This is a genomic window from Bacillus pseudomycoides DSM 12442 (assembly GCF_000161455.1).
Taxonomy (GTDB): domain Bacteria; phylum Bacillota; class Bacilli; order Bacillales; family Bacillaceae_G; genus Bacillus_A; species Bacillus_A pseudomycoides.
Map to the genome: position 1 here is coordinate 3,315,350 of NZ_CM000745.1, position 16,424 is coordinate 3,331,773.

A 16,424-nucleotide genomic window follows, 5' to 3' on the forward strand; every position below is an offset into this window, starting at 1 on the left:
ATGTGCAGGCGCCTTTTTAATTATTGGGCTTTTGTATGCTCCTTGTGATCACATCCGCAAGATCCACATTTCCCGTAAAGTACTGTTGTTTTTTCATCTTCAAAGTGTGCGATTGTTCCTTCACAGGCTTGACATACAATTGTTCCCATTTTTTATTTCCCCCTGAGTTTCATTTATAGTTTCAAATCTTTATATTCATAAACTTCCTATATATTACTGGGCTTTTGTATGTTCTTTATGATCACATTCACAATGAGATCCACATTTCCCATAAAGTACTGTTGTTTTTTCATCTTCAAAGTGTGCAATTGTTCCTTCACAAACTTGACATACGATTGTTCCCATTTTTCATTTCCCCCTAAGTTTATGGTCCTAAAAACTTTTTCAGCTGCAAGATTCCTATATATTATTGGGCTTTTGTATGCTCCTTGTGATCACATCCGCAAAATTCACATTTCCCGTAAAGTACCGTTACTTTCTCATCCTCGAAGTGTGCAATTGTACTTTCACAATCTTGACATACGATTGTTCCCATTTTTTATTTCCCCCTAAGTTTATAATCCCAAAAACTTTTGTAACCGCTTAACTTTCTGTCTTCATTTTAATATGTTATACTTTTTACGTCAATAGGTTTTTAGTATAACACATTAAAAATTTTATTTTACATTAGTATGAGACAATAACAAAAAAACAGTCATATCTTAATAAGTACGACTGTTCCCTTTTGTTTATTCTTCATATTCAGCATGTAAAGAAGTAGGTGGTACAAGAAACTTAAAGAACTGTGCTAAATCATCCGCCTCCTCCTCCGATTGTAATTTAAAGACCTGTTGTAAATGTTGAACATTATCTACATCATCTTGTCCTAGTAGAGTTGCTCTCCCTGTTTGCATGCACACGACAAGAGGTTTCCCAAAAAACATATTTGTATAAATGACCCCAAAGTCATAACGGTTCTCATGTGTCATAAATCCTAGAAATCGTACCTTCACACTTTCATGCTCATCATACAATTTTTCAAACATTTACTCCCTCCTTTCTTCACAACACTTTCTACTTGTATATATTAAACAAAACGAGGAATGATCCCTTTTTAATTGTCAAAAAATTTACAACAGTGTTAAAATAAATATATATATTACGTCAGGAGGAAAATCTTTATGCAACATGCATTTATTAAACTTGTACCTAAATCTAAACAACAAGCTATCTCATTAGAAGATGTAAAACAACTTTTTCGTTATTATAAAGAAATTACTTCCCAAACCGGTGTGCAAGTTAGCTATGCATATACTAACGTTGCATTTCCATACGAAATACTTGATACGTCTGATACTACACTTGAGCTAAAATCTAGTCATGATCGATATAATTCTATTTATGTGGGGGTTGGAATAGAAAACGAGCAAGCTTTCGTTCAAATCTCCTTACCTTCTACTGCCACATTTGGAGATAAAGGAAAAGCGAATGAATTCTGCCGTTTTTTAGCCAAGAAATTAGAAGGTGAATTAAGGTTATTTAATGGAAGAACAATGTATTTTTATAAACGCTAACCTGTGAAAAAGAGATATTTAATAAAAAAAAAGAACATACTATTTCCAATGGTACAACAAACTGCCTCTTTTCTGGAGTGCAACATAAAATGTGCAATAACATAAGCTAAATAAAAAAATATAAAAAAAAGTAATACTTTGTAATGTGCTTTATCACGATTTGATAATAATAACACTAATGAAAACCCGCCCCATATAATAAAATGAAAGATCGAAACAAGTGATATTTTCAAGTCGTTGCCCCCTTTCATATGTCCTAGTTTATTACAATATATATGGGCATTTCAAAAAAATCATTACATAATATACGTAAGAAGCATCCTAGCTGTCCAAAATCTAAAGGACAGCTAGGATGCTTCTTCTTTTAAAAAAGATTTTACATATGAGAGCAAAGAACTTCCATTAAACAGATAATTATAGCAAGATTAAACTCTTTATATTTCTATAATTGTGATATAATATTTTACTGACTGCCTATGAACTTACAGAAAGGACTTAACATAAATGGTATTTAGTAACCTCTTATTCTTATGTTTGTTTTTACCTGCAGTGTTATTTGTATATTACACTGTTCGCAAAGAATTGCAAAATATTGTTCTTCTATTATTTAGCTTATTATTTTATGCGTGGGGAGAACCAATATATGTATTTCTCATGCTCTTTTCTATTTTTATAAACTATTGGTTTGGTATTTGGCTTGCCAAAGAAAGAGCAACTATACTTAGTAGAAAAACGCTCTTAACTTTAGCTATTATTATAAACACAGCTATTTTAGGTTATTTTAAATATGCTAATTTCTTAATCGATAATATAAATACAATGTTTCATACAAACATTGTATTAGAAAAGATTCCATTGCCGATTGGTATTTCCTTTTTTACTTTCCACGCTATGAGTTATATCATTGATATATATAAGAAGAAAGTAGATGCTCAGCGTAATATTTTTGATCTCGCATTGTACTTTACTGTTTTCCCTCAATTAGTTGCTGGGCCAATCGTTCGTTATAACACAATTTCTCATCAACTACATACCCGAACAGTTGATGCCGATAAATTCTCTGAAGGAGTTCGACGTTTTATCATCGGATTAGGAAAAAAAGTGTTAATCGCTAATCAATTAGGCGCTATTGCCGATGAAATCTTCGCCATGGATCCAGCAACCATGAGTGTTTCTACCGCTTGGATTGGTGCTATCGCTTATACACTACAAATCTATTTTGATTTTTCTGGGTATAGTGATATGGCAATTGGATTAGGAAAAATGTTTGGATTTGATTTTCTAGAGAATTTCAATTATCCATATATTTCAAAATCCATTTCTGAATTTTGGCGTCGTTGGCACATTTCACTTGGTTCGTGGTTCCGCGATTATGTCTATATTCCACTTGGAGGAAACCGAGTATCCAGCTGGAAAGTCTATCGTAATCTTTTTATCGTATGGGCACTAACAGGTTTTTGGCATGGAGCTAGTTGGACATTTATGATTTGGGGAATTTATTACGGATGTCTCATTGCTTTAGAAAAAGCCGGTTTTGAGAAAGTGTTACAAAATATGTGGCGCCCGGTCCAACATGTATACGTTATGTTTTTAGTAATCATTGGATGGGTTTTCTTCCGAGCTGATAATTTTGCTTACTGTTTTGAATTTCTCCAAACAATGTTTGGAATAAATGGACCATTAACAGACATTAAGAGTTACTTCTATGTCATGAACTATTGGGGAATTTTTCTCCTGGCAATTGTTACTTCAGCTCCAATTTTTTCTTGGCTGAAAACTATGCTTTCAACAAAAAGGATAGTAATTTTATCTCCACTTTATTATTTAAGTGTGCTAATAATCGTTATGATGTATTTAACAAATGCAACGTATAATCCATTTATTTACTTCCGCTTTTAAAGGAGGGGTAGCTATGAAAAATTTAAACAACCGTATATTAATTACAGGATTTTTAATTGTTATTTTCGGAATGTGTATATGGACTGGAAAAATTATTTACTTGGATAAAAAAACCTTTTCTAATTTTGAAAATAGGGATCTAGCTATTGATCCTGTCTTAACTAAAGATGGTTTAAAATCAGGAAAATACTTCAAAGATACCGAGTTACACTTTACAGATCATATTGCAGTTCGGGATTTCTTTATTAAAACATATACAAATTTACAAATACACTTCAACCGAACATTTATAAATCAAAAATATGTTGCAAACGATGGTTTTATTTTATCTGAACCAACAAAAACTGACGAACGTGAACAAATGAAGCAATCTGTAAATGAATTAGATAATTTAAGAAATCAGTTTCCAAAAACTGAGTTTTATTTTATGTTAGCACCAAGTAAACTAACGACATTTTCATATAGATATCCACCCTACGTAGATCGTGGATATGACCAAAAACATCGCGATTACCTTGTACAAGCATTAAATAATATAAACTTTCCTGTTATCGATGTTCTGCCATTCTTCCAAAAAGAGTTTAGCCGTGAACAGTTAGAAAGTTTATACTTTAAAACAGACCATCATTGGAATATGAAAGGTGCCTTTTATGGATATGAATATGCAATGAATTATATATCTGATCACTCAAAGATATATAAAGATGCTAAAGTAAATCCAGATAATTATAAATTCATTACTGAAAAACCTAATGGAGATTTTATTGGAAGTTGGAATAAACAACTGTATAATTTAATAAAAACTCCTGAACAAATCCCTTATGTGCAATTAAAGCAAAATCCAAATGCTTGGGATGATTACACCGTATATATTGGGCCTGTATCTGAGCAAGCAACTAAAGTACCAATGAAAGAGTTCTTTGCAAAGGATAAAAAACAACCTGCACCAAATTATGCTGCGGTCTATCAAACAGACTATGCACAAATTAATATCCTAAATTCGAAAGCAAAAAACAAATTACATGCTATAGTTATCAAAGATTCTTATGCTGATGCAACATATCCCTTATTTGCTCAGCATTTTGAACAAATAACATTTATCGATCCACGATTTGCAGCTAGTAAAAATATAATAAAAGATCTAAAAGAATTAAATCCTGATGTCATACTATTCCTGTATAATGACTCTAGTATAAGCCCAGAAATGTACCAATTTAAAAATGAACAATAAAAAATAGCAAATAAGAGGTGACGAAGAATCACCTCTTATTTGTTGTTTTTATTTTTTCTATAATACACTGAAATTTTATTCAGTCCGAGAACTTAGATTTTATAGATCACTTATCTTGACAGCTTCTTTGCTTTCATTAAATGTGGGTTACTACACTACTATCTACGAATGGGAAGATAAAATGTAACTTCTATTAATAATATTATTCTTTCCTCCAATTCAATCCTCTATTTCATCCTAATAACTTTATTTCCTTCCAGCATGGAGATTAAAAAAGCTTACCTAACATAAAAAATAAAAAACCACCTTCTAATATCTAGAAAGTGGTTTTTTATCTACTTCATATTATTTTACAATGTGAATTGGCATTCCAAGAGCAACTTCCGCTGCTTCCATTGTGATTTCACCTAATGTTGGGTGAGCATGGATTGTTTGAGCGATATCTTCTGCTGTCATTCCAGCTTCGATAGCTAAACCAATCTCAGAGATAATATCAGAAGCGCCTGCACCTGCAACTTGCGCACCTACAAGAAGACCATCTTCTTTACGAGTTACAAGTTGTACGAAACCGTCTGTGCTGTTTAATGATAATGCACGGCCGTTTGCAGCGAATGGGAATTTAGAAACCGCTACTTCCATTCCAGCTTCTTGAGCTTGTTTCTTAGTGTAACCAACAGATGCTAATTCTGGATCAGTGAAGCATACTGCAGGAATTCCGATGTAATCGATAGCTGATGCATGTCCACTAATTGCTTCCACAGCTACTTTACCTTCGTAAGAAGCTTTGTGAGCTAATGGTGGTCCAGGAACGATATCACCGATTGCATAGATGTTTGGTACGTTTGTACGGCATTGCTCATCGATTTCGATGATACCACGGTCAGTCATTTTAACTCCAACTTGCTCAAGACCGATTTCTTGAGTGTTTGGACGACGACCTACAGTTACTAATACATAATCTGCTTCTACAGTTTGTACTTCGCCTTTAACTTCGAAGCTAACTTTTACGCCAGTTTCTGTTTCTTCAACGCCTTTAGCCATAGCTTTTGTATGGATGTTTACGTTACCTTTTTTCTGAAGAGCACGTTTAACAACTGTGCTCATTGCTTTTTCAAAACCAGCTAAAATTTCATCGCCAGCTTCTACTACAGTAACTTCAGTACCGAAGTTAGCATATGCAGTTCCTAATTCCATACCGATGTAACCGCCGCCGATTACAACAAGTTTTTTAGGAATTTCAGGTAAGCTTAAAGCACCTGTAGAGTTGATAACGCGTTTAGAATATTTGAATCCAGGAATTTCGATTGGTGTAGAACCAGTTGCAAGAACAGCATTTTTAAACGTATAAGTTTGAGCTGCATCTTCAGTCATTACACGTAATGTGTTAGCATCTACGAAGTAAGCTTCACCGCGAATGATTTCAACTTTGTTACCTTTAAGAAGGCCTTCAACACCGCCAGTTAATTTCTTAACTACGCCGTTTTTCCATTCTTGAACTTTTGTGAAGTCAACTGTTACGTTCTCAGCAATGATACCCATGTCATCAGAATGTTTTGCATTCTCATAACGATGACCTGCATTGATTAATGCTTTAGAAGGAATACATCCAACGTTTAAGCATACGCCACCAAGGTTAGCTTTTTCAATAATTGCTACCTTTTGACCTAATTGTGCTGCACGAATTGCTGCAACATATCCACCAGGACCTGCACCAACAACGACTGTATCTAATTCAATTGGGAAATCTCCTACTACCATTGTTATTACGCCTCCATTACTAATAATTGTGGGTCGTTCAATAAACGTTTAATTTGGTTTAATGCTTTTTGAGCAGTTGCGCCGTCAATTAAACGATGGTCAAAGCTTAGAGATAATGCTAATACTGGAGCTGCAACGATTTCACCGTTTTTCACAACTGGTTTCTCAGCGATACGGCCAATACCAAGGATTGCTACCTCCGGGTGATTAATAACTGGAGTGAACCATTGTCCACCTGCAGAACCAATGTTTGTGATTGTGCAAGAAGCACCTTTCATTTCTGCTGGAGCTAGACGACCGTCACGTGCTTTACCAGCAAGCTCATTGATCTCGTTAGAGATTGTGAAGATAGACTTACGATCTGTATCTTTAACAACTGGTACCAATAGACCTTTGTCTGTATCAGCTGCGATACCGATGTTGAAGTAATGTTTATGAACGATTTCTGAAGATGCATCATCTAAAGAAGTGTTCAACATTGGGTATTCACGTAATGCAGATGTTAAAGCTTTTACAACGTATGGAAGGTAAGTTAATTTAATACCTTTGTCAGCTGCAACAGCTTTGAACTTTTTACGGTGAGCAACAAGTTCTGTTACATCTACTTCGTCCATTAATGTTACGTGAGGAGCTGTGTGTTTAGAGTTAACCATTGCTTTCGCAATTGCTTTACGGATACCGCTCATTTTCTCACGAGTTTCTGGGTATTCACCAGCTGGGATTGGTTGTGCTTTTGGTGCTTCTTCTTTCGCTGCTGCTGGAGCTTCTGCTACTGGAGCTTCAGTTGCTGCTACTGCTTGTCCACCATTTGCAAATGCATCGATGTCAGCTTTTACAACGCGGCCATTTTTACCAGTGCCAGCTACTTTATGAATGTCTACACCTTTTTCACGAGCGTACTTACGTACAGATGGCATAGCAATTACGCGCTCGTTTACTACTTCTTCAGCTTCTGCTGGAGCTGAAGTAGCTGCTACTGGAGCTTCTGCTTTTGCTTCCTCTGCTTTTGGAGCATCGTCATGGTCGTCACCTTTAAATTTAAGGTTTTCGTATCCAGGAGCATCAAACTTAATTAAAGTATCTCCTACCACTGCAACTGTACCTTCTTCTACAAGTACTTCAAGTACTTTACCTTTAACTGGAGAAGGGATCTCTACAACTGCTTTATCATTTTGTACTTCAAGAAGTACGTCGTCTTCGTTTACTTCATCGCCTGGTTTAATAAACCATTTTACGATTTCACCTTCGTGGATACCTTCACCGATATCTGGTAGTTTAAATTCAAATGCCACGGAATTCAGCCCCCTGATTCATATCATTATTATGGAATAAGCACAAAAGAAATCAGCATGTGCTGATTTCTTTTGCACATGAAAAACTAAAATTAGAAGTTCATTACTTTGTTAACAGCTTCAACAATATCTTTATGGTTTGGTAACCATACGCTCTCAGCTTGAGAGAATGGGAATACTGTATCAGCAGCTGCAACACGTACAACTGGAGCTTCTAAGTTTAAGATTGCACGGTCGTTAATTTCCGCTACAACGTTTGCTGCAATACCAGCTTGTTTTTGAGCTTCTTGAACAACAACTACGCGGCCTGTTTTTTCAACAGAAGCAATGATTGTTTCGATATCTAATGGTTGAACTGTACGTAAGTCAACAACCTCTAAAGAGATACCTTCTTTTTCAAGTTCTTCAGCAGCTTTTAATGCAGCGTGAACCATAGCACCGTAAGCGATAACAGATACATCTGTACCTTCACGTTTGATATCAGCTTTACCTAAATCAATTGTGTATTCGCCTTCTGGTACATCTTGACGGAATGAACGGTACAATTTCATATGCTCTAAGTAGATAACTGGATCGTTGTCACGAATCGCAGAGATTAAAAGACCTTTTGCATCGTATGGAGTAGATGGAATAACAACTTTTAGACCAGGTTGTTGAGCCACTAATCCTTCTAAGCTATCAGCATGTAGTTCAGGAGTATGAACACCACCACCGAATGGAGAACGAACTGTTACTGGAGCAGTCCAACGTCCACCAGAACGGTAACGCATACGAGCTAATTGACCAGAAATTGAATCCATTACTTCATAAACGAAACCAAAGAATTGGATTTCTGGAACTGGACGGAATCCTTCAAGTGCAAGTCCAACTGCAAGTCCACCAATACCAGACTCTGCAAGTGGAGTATCCATTACACGGTCTTCACCGAATTCAGCTTGTAAACCTTCAGTAGCACGGAATACACCGCCGTTTACACCAACGTCTTCACCAAACACAAGTACGTTAGGGTCATTTTTCATTTCAACGCGTAAAGCATCAGTGATTGCTTGAATCATTGTCATTTGAGCCATGGCTTACTTCGACTCCTTTTCTTTGTAAATTTCATACTGTTCAGCTAAGTTGTAAGGCATTTTTTCGTACATGATTTCCATTAAATCAGTAACTTTTTGTTTTGGAGCTTGGTCAGCCTTAGCAATTGCTTGTTTGATATCTTCTTTAGCTTCTTCGATTACCTTTTCTTCTACTTCTTGAGACCATAGGCCTTTGTTTTCTAAGAATGCACGGAAGCGTACGATTGGATCTTTTTGTTCCCATTCGTTTTCGATATCTTTTGTACGGTAACGAGTTGGGTCATCACCAGCCATTGTATGTGGACCATAACGGAATGTTAAAGTCTCGATTAAAGTAGGACCTTCGCCATTTACTGCGCGCTCACGAGCAAAAGCAGTTGCTGCGTATACAGCTAATGGGTCCATACCGTCTACTTGAATTCCGTAAATACCTGCTGCTACTGCTTTTTGCGCTACAGTTTTTGCTGCAGATTGTTTTTCTACTGGAGTAGAAATTGCATAACGGTTGTTTTGAACAACGAAGATTGCTGGAGCTTTGAATGCACCTGCAAAGTTCATACCTTCGTAGAAGTCACCTTGAGAAGCACCGCCGTCACCTGTGTAAGTAATTGCAACAGATTTTTTACCACGTAATTTCATACCTAACGCAACACCAGCAGTTTGGATAATTTGCGCACCGATGATGATTTGTGGAGCAAGTGCATTTACATTTTCAGGCATTTGGTTACCCATGAAGTGTCCACGAGAGAATAAGAATGCTTGGTATAATGGTAAACCATGCCATACTAATTGTGGAACGTCACGATATCCTGGTAAGATGAAGTCTTCTGCTTCAAGTGCGAAATGACTTGCTAATTGAGAAGCTTCTTGTCCAGCTGTTGGTGCGTAGAAACCTAAACGTCCTTGACGGTTTAAAGAAATAGAACGTTGATCTAGTACGCGAGTATACACCATACGGCGCATTAATTCTTTTAATTGATCATCAGTTAATTCAGGCATTGCTGCTTCATTCACAACTTCGCCTTTTTCATTTAAAATTTGTAATGTTTCAAATTGAGCTGCGATAGCTTTCATTTGCTCATCAACATTAAATAGGGTCTTTTTTGTTTTAGTACCCATTCCGTTCACCTCTTCCTCTCTTGAACCATATTCTGAAACGCTTTCACTAGCAACTAGCTAGAAAGAAAACGCAACCATGTAAACCGACAGGAAACCTCGCCGGTTGAGAATAATTTTGTGTACCTAACAATCTGTACTAATGTTTTTTCAGAAACATATTAATACAATCTTGATCACGTTTTTTAGTTTACAACTATTCTAATCACGATGTCAATTACTTTGGTTACGTTTTTTTTTATGAATAACATTGAGGTTTCCACTGTACATAGGTGTTTTCATTTTCACATCTGTATTAGTAAGCAATAACCTACTGTTATATTATTCCCTTTTTAACCATCTTTTCATCGTAGAATAATATGTAAACGATTAATTCTTCTTAGTTTTTCTCTCTTTACAACAAAAATATGCAATCGCTTCTTCCTTTTCTAGGCGAATGTCTATACACTCCTAATCACTCTCCCATACATTATAATAACCGCAGTGTTAGCGGGAAATGATAAAGGAGGTCATCTCATGTACGGATACACATATTGCTATCCAACTTGTTCATATCCTTCCTATGGCTATGGAGGTTCTTGCGGAGGAGGATCCGGACGCGGCTTTGCCTTAATCGTTGTATTGTTTATCCTTTTAATTATCGTTGGTGCTGCTTGCATTCGTTAATGTAAAACAAAACAACTATAGAAAGAAACAGGCGGCTATGCCGTCTTTTCTTTTTACTAAACGAACTCTGATGAAGAAAGTGCCGCACCCGGCATACTCTTAATTCTCTCCAATTATATATAGAGGCTATGTACTTTATCATGACTTTTTTCAGCTCCTTTGGTAGACTAAAGGAGAAAGGAGAGATTGTGAATGCTTACAATGAATGATGTAATTCGTGAAGGAAATCCCATTCTACGAGCAGTAGCAGAAGAAGTACCTCTGCCAGCAAGTGAAGAAGATATACGTACTCTTAAAGAAATGATCGAACTTGTAATAAACAGTCAACACCCTGAAATGGTTGAAAAATATAATTTACGTCCAGGAATCGGGATTGCTGCACCACAAATTGGCATTTCAAAAAGAATGATTGCTGTTCATGTTACTGATACAAATGAGACATTATACAGCTATGCTTTATTCAATCCAAAAATTATTAGTCACTCCGTTGAACGTACATACTTATCGGGCGGCGAAGGGTGCCTATCTGTAGATCGTGAAGTTCCCGGCTACGTTCCGCGTTACACACGAATCACAGTTAAAGCGACTACTATCGATGGTGAAGAAGTAAAATTACGTTTAAAAGGGTTACCAGCGATTGTATTTCAACATGAAATTGATCATTTAAACGGCGTAATGTTCTATGACCACATTAATCAAGAAAACCCTTTTGCATCCCCTGATGATGCAAAACCATTCGAAAGATAAAATAACAAAAAAGCAGAAGCTTTAGCTCCTGCTTTTTTTATAATGAAATGGTTCCCATACTCTTTTGTTACAATAAATGAGCCCACTGTAAGCCGTGAAGAATCCCATCTTCACTAACATCTTTCGTCACATAATTAGCAAGTTTTTTCAAATCCTCATGACCATTCCCCATCACAATACCTGTTCCTACCGCTTCAATCATCTCTAAATCATTTAACCCATCTCCAAAAGCATAGACCTGTTCACGTTTAAATCCTAATTTCTCAATAAACTTTTCAATTCCCTTTGCTTTTGAACCACCATTTGGGATAATGTCCATCGAATATGCATGCCAACGAATAAAGTGAAAATCTGGATAATCATGAAGAAACTTTTCTTCTTCACCTGCTTGGCAAAAAAGAAGCGTTTGATAAATATCACGTTTTTCATAAAAACCCGGTTCATATACTGGATGTTCAAACTCCAAACTTCCGAAACTTTCTTTTACATAATCATGATATTCTACTGTTGCCTTCATATCCTTATGATCTAAATAAACAAGCGGGTATCCCTCTTGCTTTGCAAATCTTGTAAATGTATGTAACGTATTAGAATGTAGCGGATTTTTAAATATAACCTCATCTTCAAATACAACATATTGGCCATTAAAACTAACATAATTATGAATATTAAGTTCATTACGAATATCTTCAAACATGAAAGGCGCACGCCCTGTCGCAATTGCCACATGTACTCCTTTTTCCTGCAACATACGCACGGCTTCTCTTGTAGATTGCGGAATTTTTTTATCATGATCTAGTAATGTTCCATCAATATCAAAAAAGACGATTTTATCATTCATTTTCAAAACCCTTTCTAGCCCTTCTATGTTCCTACCTTGACTATTTCTTTTCAAATCCTAAAAAAAAGTATAACATATTAAACATCTGTGAAGAAAGCGTTCACTTCCTAACCTTATTCGCACAATATGCATATACTATCAAAAGAACATTGATGTTTGTTTGAATGAATTTTCTTTTCTAATCTATCTCATACTATATTCATAACTGGGGGGCATACTGCCTGTGAGAGCCAAAAACGTAACATAAGATTACATCTGCACGAGTCAATAAAACCCTTGAATATCCGGACAGCACTTCCCTCATTTCTCTTCTATGATTTCCTAGTATGTAGAGATGAAGAGTTACTACTGACTAAACAAAAAATAAGTATGCATATTTGAAATAAGGAAAGGAAGGAGTAATCATGCTGAAGAAGCTGAAGAAAAAGTTAAAACGATATTTAAACGATTTAGTCCGTAAAAAGACCATGGCTTAAATCGTGCCCATTTCGGGCTTTTTCTTCATTCTCATTCGAAAAAACATGAAAATCATGACTATTTGCTTTATAATAGGTAACAGATAATGCAAAACATAGACAAGGAGAGGTTTTCCCAATGATTTTTAAAGTATTCTATCAAGAAAAAATGACTGAGGTTCCAGTACGTGAAAATACAAAAGTTTTATATTTAGAAGCGGAATCTGAAAGAGACGTTCGTACAAAATTACAAAAGTTCGCATATAATATTGAGTTTGTCCAATCTGTTACTGGCGCTCATCTTGAATACGAAAAGCAAAATGCTGATTTAACATTAACGGAGATCGTATAATTTATGAAATTCCTAAAAAATGATCAGGCGGCCGTTTTTGCTCTTGGTGGACTCGGTGAAATCGGCAAAAATACATATGCTGTCCAATTTCAAGATGAAATTATTATAATTGATGCTGGAATTAAATTTCCAGAAGACGAACTTCTCGGAATCGATTACGTGATTCCTGATTACACTTATTTTGTACGAAACGAAGATAAAATTAAAGGGTTATTTATCACACATGGTCACGAAGATCATATCGGTGGAATCCCTTATTTATTACGCCAAGTGAACATCCCAATTTATGGTGGGAAATTGGCAATCGCCTTAATTAAAAACAAGTTAGAAGAGCACGGATTACTTCGTAAAGCAAAACTTTACGAAATTCAAGAAGACGATGTTATTAAATTCAAAAAGACATCTGTTTCCTTCTTCCGTACGACGCACAGTATTCCAGATTCATATGGAGTTGTTGTGAAAACACCGCAAGGGCAAATTGTTCATACGGGAGACTTTAAATTTGATTTCACACCAGTAGGGGAACCAGCAGATTTAACGAAAATGGCAGAAATCGGTAAAGACGGTGTCCTTTGTCTCTTATCTGATAGTACCAATAGTGAAGTACCTAACTTTACAATGTCTGAACGCCGCGTCGGTGATAGCATTCAAGATATTTTCCGCAAAGTGGAAGGACGTATTATCTTTGCAACCTTCGCGTCCAATATTCATCGTTTACAACAAGTTGTAGAAGCTGCTGTTGAAAACAATCGTAAAGTAGCTGTATTTGGCCGAAGCATGGAAGCAGCAATTGAGATTGGTCATAATCTTGGTTATATTCGTTGTCCAAAAGATACATTTATAGAAGCGTCTCAACTAAATCGCCTACCAGCTAATAAAGTTGTTATTTTATGCACAGGTAGTCAAGGGGAACCAATGGCAGCACTCTCTCGTATTGCTAACGGTACACATCGTCAAATTCAAATTATCCCTGGTGATACAGTTGTTTTCTCTTCTTCACCAATTCCAGGGAATACAGTTAGCGTAAGCCGTACAATTAATATGTTATACCGTGCTGGTGCTGATGTTATTCATGGTAAACTTTCAAACATTCACACAAGTGGACATGGTGGACAAGAAGAACAGAAGTTAATGCTACGTCTCATTAAACCTAAATACTTTATGCCAATTCATGGTGAATTTCGCATGCAACGTATGCATATGAAATTGGCAAACGATTGTGGTATTCCAGAAGAAAATTGCTTCATTATGGACAATGGTGATGTTCTTGCCTTACGTTCAGATGAAGCAAACGTTGCTGGAAAAATCCCATCCGGCTCTGTTTATATTGATGGAAACGGCATTGGTGATATTGGTAACATTGTATTACGCGACCGTCGTATTCTTTCTGAAGAAGGACTTGTTATCGTAGTTGTCAGCATTGATATGAAAGAATTTAAAGTTGCAGCAGGACCTGATATTATCTCTCGTGGATTCGTTTATATGCGTGAGAGTAGCGATTTAATCAACGATGCACAAACTTTAATTACTACTCATTTAGAAAAAGTAATGGAGCGAAAGACAACACAATGGTCTGAAATTAAAAATGAGATTACAGATACATTAGCACCATTCTTGTATGAAAAAACAAAACGCCGTCCAATGATTTTACCAATCATTATGGAAATATAAAAAAAGGACAATGCTTGCTGCGAGCATTGTCCTTTTTTATTTCACATTATATCCTATCGTAAGAAGTGCTTAAAGCGATTCACTTCATCATCATGACCAATTACAATTAAAATATCTCCTGATTGAATATTTTCTGTAGCTCGAGGAGAAACAATAACTTCCTTCCCTCGCTTAATTGCCACAATGTTTAATCCAAACTTCGCACGAATATCTAGTTCAATTAAAGAGTGGCCATCAATTTTTTTATTTGCGATAATTTCTACAATACTATGCTCATCTGAAAGCTCTAAGTAATCTAATACGTTACTTGAAGCAATATTATTCGCAATTCGTTTTCCCATATCGCGTTCAGGATGGACAATATGATCTGCCCCTATTTTAGTTAACACTTTTTCATGATAATCATTTTGAGCCTTAACAGTAATATTTTTTACGCCTAATTCTTTTAAAATAAGAGTCGTTAAAATACTCGCATTTAAATTGTCACCAATCGCAACAACTACATGATCGAAATTGCGAATTCCAAGGCTCTTTAAGACCATTTCATCTGTTGAATCTGCAATCACTGCATGCGAAGCAATATTTGCAAATTCATTTATCTTGTCTTCATCAGAATCAATTGCCATTACTTCCATACCTAATTGAGCTAATTCACGACAAATACTGCCTCCAAAACGTCCAAGTCCGATGACAGCAAATTCTTTCTCTTTCTCACTCACATGAATTCCTCCAATAACATCAAGTCCTGTCTACTTTTATTGTAGCATACTTTATATTCGCCACAAAGACTAGTAATCAACGTATACTTATTTTTGCTTTTGTATATAGAAATACTGCTGCAAATAAAATGCAATAATACAAATGAGCATACCAAAAACAAAAATATTTCCAAACGAACTAAACGTTTGAAACACAAATAATAATGTTTCTTGACCAAAAAAGGCAAATAAGAGCTGTGTAAAAGCAAATAAGAGCGCCCATTTATAATGCTGTTGATGAAATAAATAATGAGTTGCTCCTAAAAATGCACAAAATGAAATAATAAATATCCACCAGGTCTCTAAAAACACTTGCCATCCTGCAAAGTTATATCCATTTACAACAAGTGCAATAATTCCAATGACTAACATCGTGGGAACACTCCAAAATAACGCTCGACTCCGAAAAAATCGAATCCCATTAAAATCACCTTTTTCATTTGCGCAATACGTTAAAAATGCTGTACTTATATACAGGACAGAAAGAATTGTTAATACGATGATTAACCAAAAATGTAACTGATTATATTCATGTTCTATATTCGTAACAATAGCTGCTAACATACTTGGAATCAGCATACCTGTCCATCCGTCAATTTTCCTTTCATTCCAAAACACAGCATTTCCTATTCGAATTCCTAAAAGCATAAAAATAGTGACGCCAATTACAAATAATGTTGTCTTATTTCCAACTAGACTTGTCGAAAAGGCAATTAGACCAATAAATAAAAAAAGAACGAATCCATTCATAATCTCTAATACTGGTGATAAATAACCTTTCACCCATTTATATGTTTCTTCATATCCTCGTTTATTCGTTAAGCGATATGCGTAAAAACTTATCCCGAAATAAACTGCTGCAATAATAACATATGCGTATAAAAAGAAACACAAGATTGCACTGCCAATCTGCACCTGATTCCCCACCCTTTTTTCTATATATCACATTGATTTTACACATTTATCGCATAAAAAGTAAACTAAAACATACAGTTCCATTTCCTTCAGTAAGATT

General features: G+C 35.7%; 19 protein-coding genes. 7 read left to right on the plus strand and 12 right to left on the minus strand.

What is annotated here, in order from left to right; genetic code table 11:
- Positions 1-20: 20 nt before the first annotated feature.
- The 4 genes from BPMYX0001_RS16685 to BPMYX0001_RS16700 all read right to left on the minus strand — a co-directional run bounded on the left by BPMYX0001_RS16685 (position 21) and on the right by BPMYX0001_RS16700 (position 1,025).
- Positions 21-149 carry a GapA-binding peptide SR1P gene (locus BPMYX0001_RS16685; protein WP_006095810.1) on the minus strand — a complete coding sequence of 43 codons (129 nt, stop codon included), beginning with the start codon at positions 147-149 and terminating at the stop codon, positions 21-23.
- 64 nt (positions 150-213) lie between these two features.
- Positions 214-345: a GapA-binding peptide SR1P gene (locus tag BPMYX0001_RS16690; RefSeq protein ID WP_006095811.1), complete on the minus strand. Its 132-nt coding sequence runs from the start codon at positions 343-345 to the stop codon at positions 214-216.
- Positions 346-406: 61 nt separating this feature from the next.
- The gene (locus BPMYX0001_RS16695) at positions 407-535 is read right to left on the minus strand and encodes a GapA-binding peptide SR1P (RefSeq protein WP_003199961.1); all 129 of its coding nucleotides are present in this window, start codon (positions 533-535) and stop codon (positions 407-409) included.
- A gap of 193 nt (positions 536-728) precedes the next feature.
- Positions 729-1,025: a DUF3055 domain-containing protein gene (locus BPMYX0001_RS16700; RefSeq protein WP_003199960.1), complete on the minus strand. Its 297-nt coding sequence runs from the start codon at positions 1,023-1,025 to the stop codon at positions 729-731.
- 135 nt (positions 1,026-1,160) lie between these two features.
- On the opposite strand from BPMYX0001_RS16700, the gene BPMYX0001_RS16705 reads away from it, so the two are divergent.
- The gene (locus BPMYX0001_RS16705; protein ID WP_006095812.1) at positions 1,161-1,553 is read left to right on the plus strand and encodes a DUF1885 family protein; all 393 of its coding nucleotides are present in this window, start codon (positions 1,161-1,163) and stop codon (positions 1,551-1,553) included.
- Here the strand turns inward: BPMYX0001_RS16705 and BPMYX0001_RS33200 are convergent.
- Positions 1,550-1,786, minus strand: a complete 237-nt coding sequence (locus BPMYX0001_RS33200) for a hypothetical protein (protein WP_018764783.1) — start codon at positions 1,784-1,786, stop codon at positions 1,550-1,552. The genes BPMYX0001_RS16705 and BPMYX0001_RS33200 overlap by 4 nt on opposite strands.
- Before the next feature lie 271 nt (positions 1,787-2,057).
- Between BPMYX0001_RS33200 and BPMYX0001_RS16715 the strand changes: the two genes are divergently transcribed.
- Together BPMYX0001_RS16715 and BPMYX0001_RS16720 are read left to right on the plus strand one after the other, a co-directional pair.
- Positions 2,058-3,452: an MBOAT family O-acyltransferase gene (locus BPMYX0001_RS16715; RefSeq protein WP_003199957.1), complete on the plus strand. Its 1,395-nt coding sequence runs from the start codon at positions 2,058-2,060 to the stop codon at positions 3,450-3,452.
- 13 nt (positions 3,453-3,465) lie between these two features.
- Complete coding sequence (locus BPMYX0001_RS16720) at positions 3,466-4,683, plus strand: alginate O-acetyltransferase AlgX-related protein (RefSeq protein WP_006095813.1); 1,218 nt, start codon at positions 3,466-3,468, stop codon at positions 4,681-4,683.
- A 345-nt stretch (positions 4,684-5,028) separates the two neighbouring features.
- On the opposite strand, the gene lpdA is transcribed toward BPMYX0001_RS16720, so the two are convergent.
- From lpdA to pdhA, 4 genes are all read right to left on the minus strand, one after another.
- Positions 5,029-6,441 carry a dihydrolipoyl dehydrogenase gene (lpdA, locus tag BPMYX0001_RS16725; protein ID WP_006095814.1) on the minus strand — a complete coding sequence of 471 codons (1,413 nt, stop codon included), beginning with the start codon at positions 6,439-6,441 and terminating at the stop codon, positions 5,029-5,031.
- Positions 6,442-6,446: 5 nt separating this feature from the next.
- Positions 6,447-7,733 (minus strand): dihydrolipoamide acetyltransferase family protein, encoded by a 1,287-nt coding sequence (locus BPMYX0001_RS16730; RefSeq protein WP_006095815.1) that lies wholly within the window; start codon positions 7,731-7,733, stop codon positions 6,447-6,449.
- 92 nt (positions 7,734-7,825) lie between these two features.
- Positions 7,826-8,803 carry a pyruvate dehydrogenase complex E1 component subunit beta gene (gene pdhB, locus BPMYX0001_RS16735; RefSeq protein ID WP_000068166.1) on the minus strand — a complete coding sequence of 326 codons (978 nt, stop codon included), beginning with the start codon at positions 8,801-8,803 and terminating at the stop codon, positions 7,826-7,828.
- A 3-nt stretch (positions 8,804-8,806) separates the two neighbouring features.
- Positions 8,807-9,922, minus strand: coding sequence for a pyruvate dehydrogenase E1 component subunit alpha (pdhA, locus tag BPMYX0001_RS16740; protein WP_000536894.1), 1,116 nt, complete (start codon positions 9,920-9,922; stop codon positions 8,807-8,809).
- A gap of 513 nt (positions 9,923-10,435) precedes the next feature.
- Between pdhA and BPMYX0001_RS16745 the strand changes: the two genes are divergently transcribed.
- Together BPMYX0001_RS16745 and def are read left to right on the plus strand one after the other, a co-directional pair.
- Positions 10,436-10,585, plus strand: coding sequence for a YjcZ family sporulation protein (locus tag BPMYX0001_RS16745; protein WP_018764787.1), 150 nt, complete (start codon positions 10,436-10,438; stop codon positions 10,583-10,585).
- A 192-nt stretch (positions 10,586-10,777) separates the two neighbouring features.
- Positions 10,778-11,332: a peptide deformylase gene (gene def / locus BPMYX0001_RS16750; protein ID WP_003199945.1), complete on the plus strand. Its 555-nt coding sequence runs from the start codon at positions 10,778-10,780 to the stop codon at positions 11,330-11,332.
- Between the two features lie 67 nt (positions 11,333-11,399).
- On the opposite strand, the gene BPMYX0001_RS16755 is transcribed toward def, so the two are convergent.
- Positions 11,400-12,173, minus strand: coding sequence for a Cof-type HAD-IIB family hydrolase (locus tag BPMYX0001_RS16755; RefSeq protein WP_033799075.1), 774 nt, complete (start codon positions 12,171-12,173; stop codon positions 11,400-11,402).
- A gap of 594 nt (positions 12,174-12,767) precedes the next feature.
- Between BPMYX0001_RS16755 and BPMYX0001_RS16760 the strand changes: the two genes are divergently transcribed.
- Positions 12,768-12,980, plus strand: coding sequence for a DNA-dependent RNA polymerase subunit epsilon (locus BPMYX0001_RS16760; RefSeq protein ID WP_003199941.1), 213 nt, complete (start codon positions 12,768-12,770; stop codon positions 12,978-12,980).
- A 3-nt stretch (positions 12,981-12,983) separates the two neighbouring features.
- Positions 12,984-14,651 (plus strand): ribonuclease J1, encoded by a 1,668-nt coding sequence (gene rnjA / locus BPMYX0001_RS16765; protein ID WP_003199940.1) that lies wholly within the window; start codon positions 12,984-12,986, stop codon positions 14,649-14,651.
- 53 nt (positions 14,652-14,704) lie between these two features.
- On the opposite strand, the gene BPMYX0001_RS16770 is transcribed toward rnjA, so the two are convergent.
- The gene (locus tag BPMYX0001_RS16770) at positions 14,705-15,370 is read right to left on the minus strand and encodes a potassium channel family protein (RefSeq protein WP_003199938.1); all 666 of its coding nucleotides are present in this window, start codon (positions 15,368-15,370) and stop codon (positions 14,705-14,707) included.
- An 87-nt stretch (positions 15,371-15,457) separates the two neighbouring features.
- Entirely contained in the window at positions 15,458-16,324 is an 867-nt protein-coding gene (locus BPMYX0001_RS16775) for a cytochrome d ubiquinol oxidase subunit II (RefSeq protein WP_016116081.1), read from the minus strand.
- Positions 16,325-16,424 lie beyond the last annotated feature (100 nt).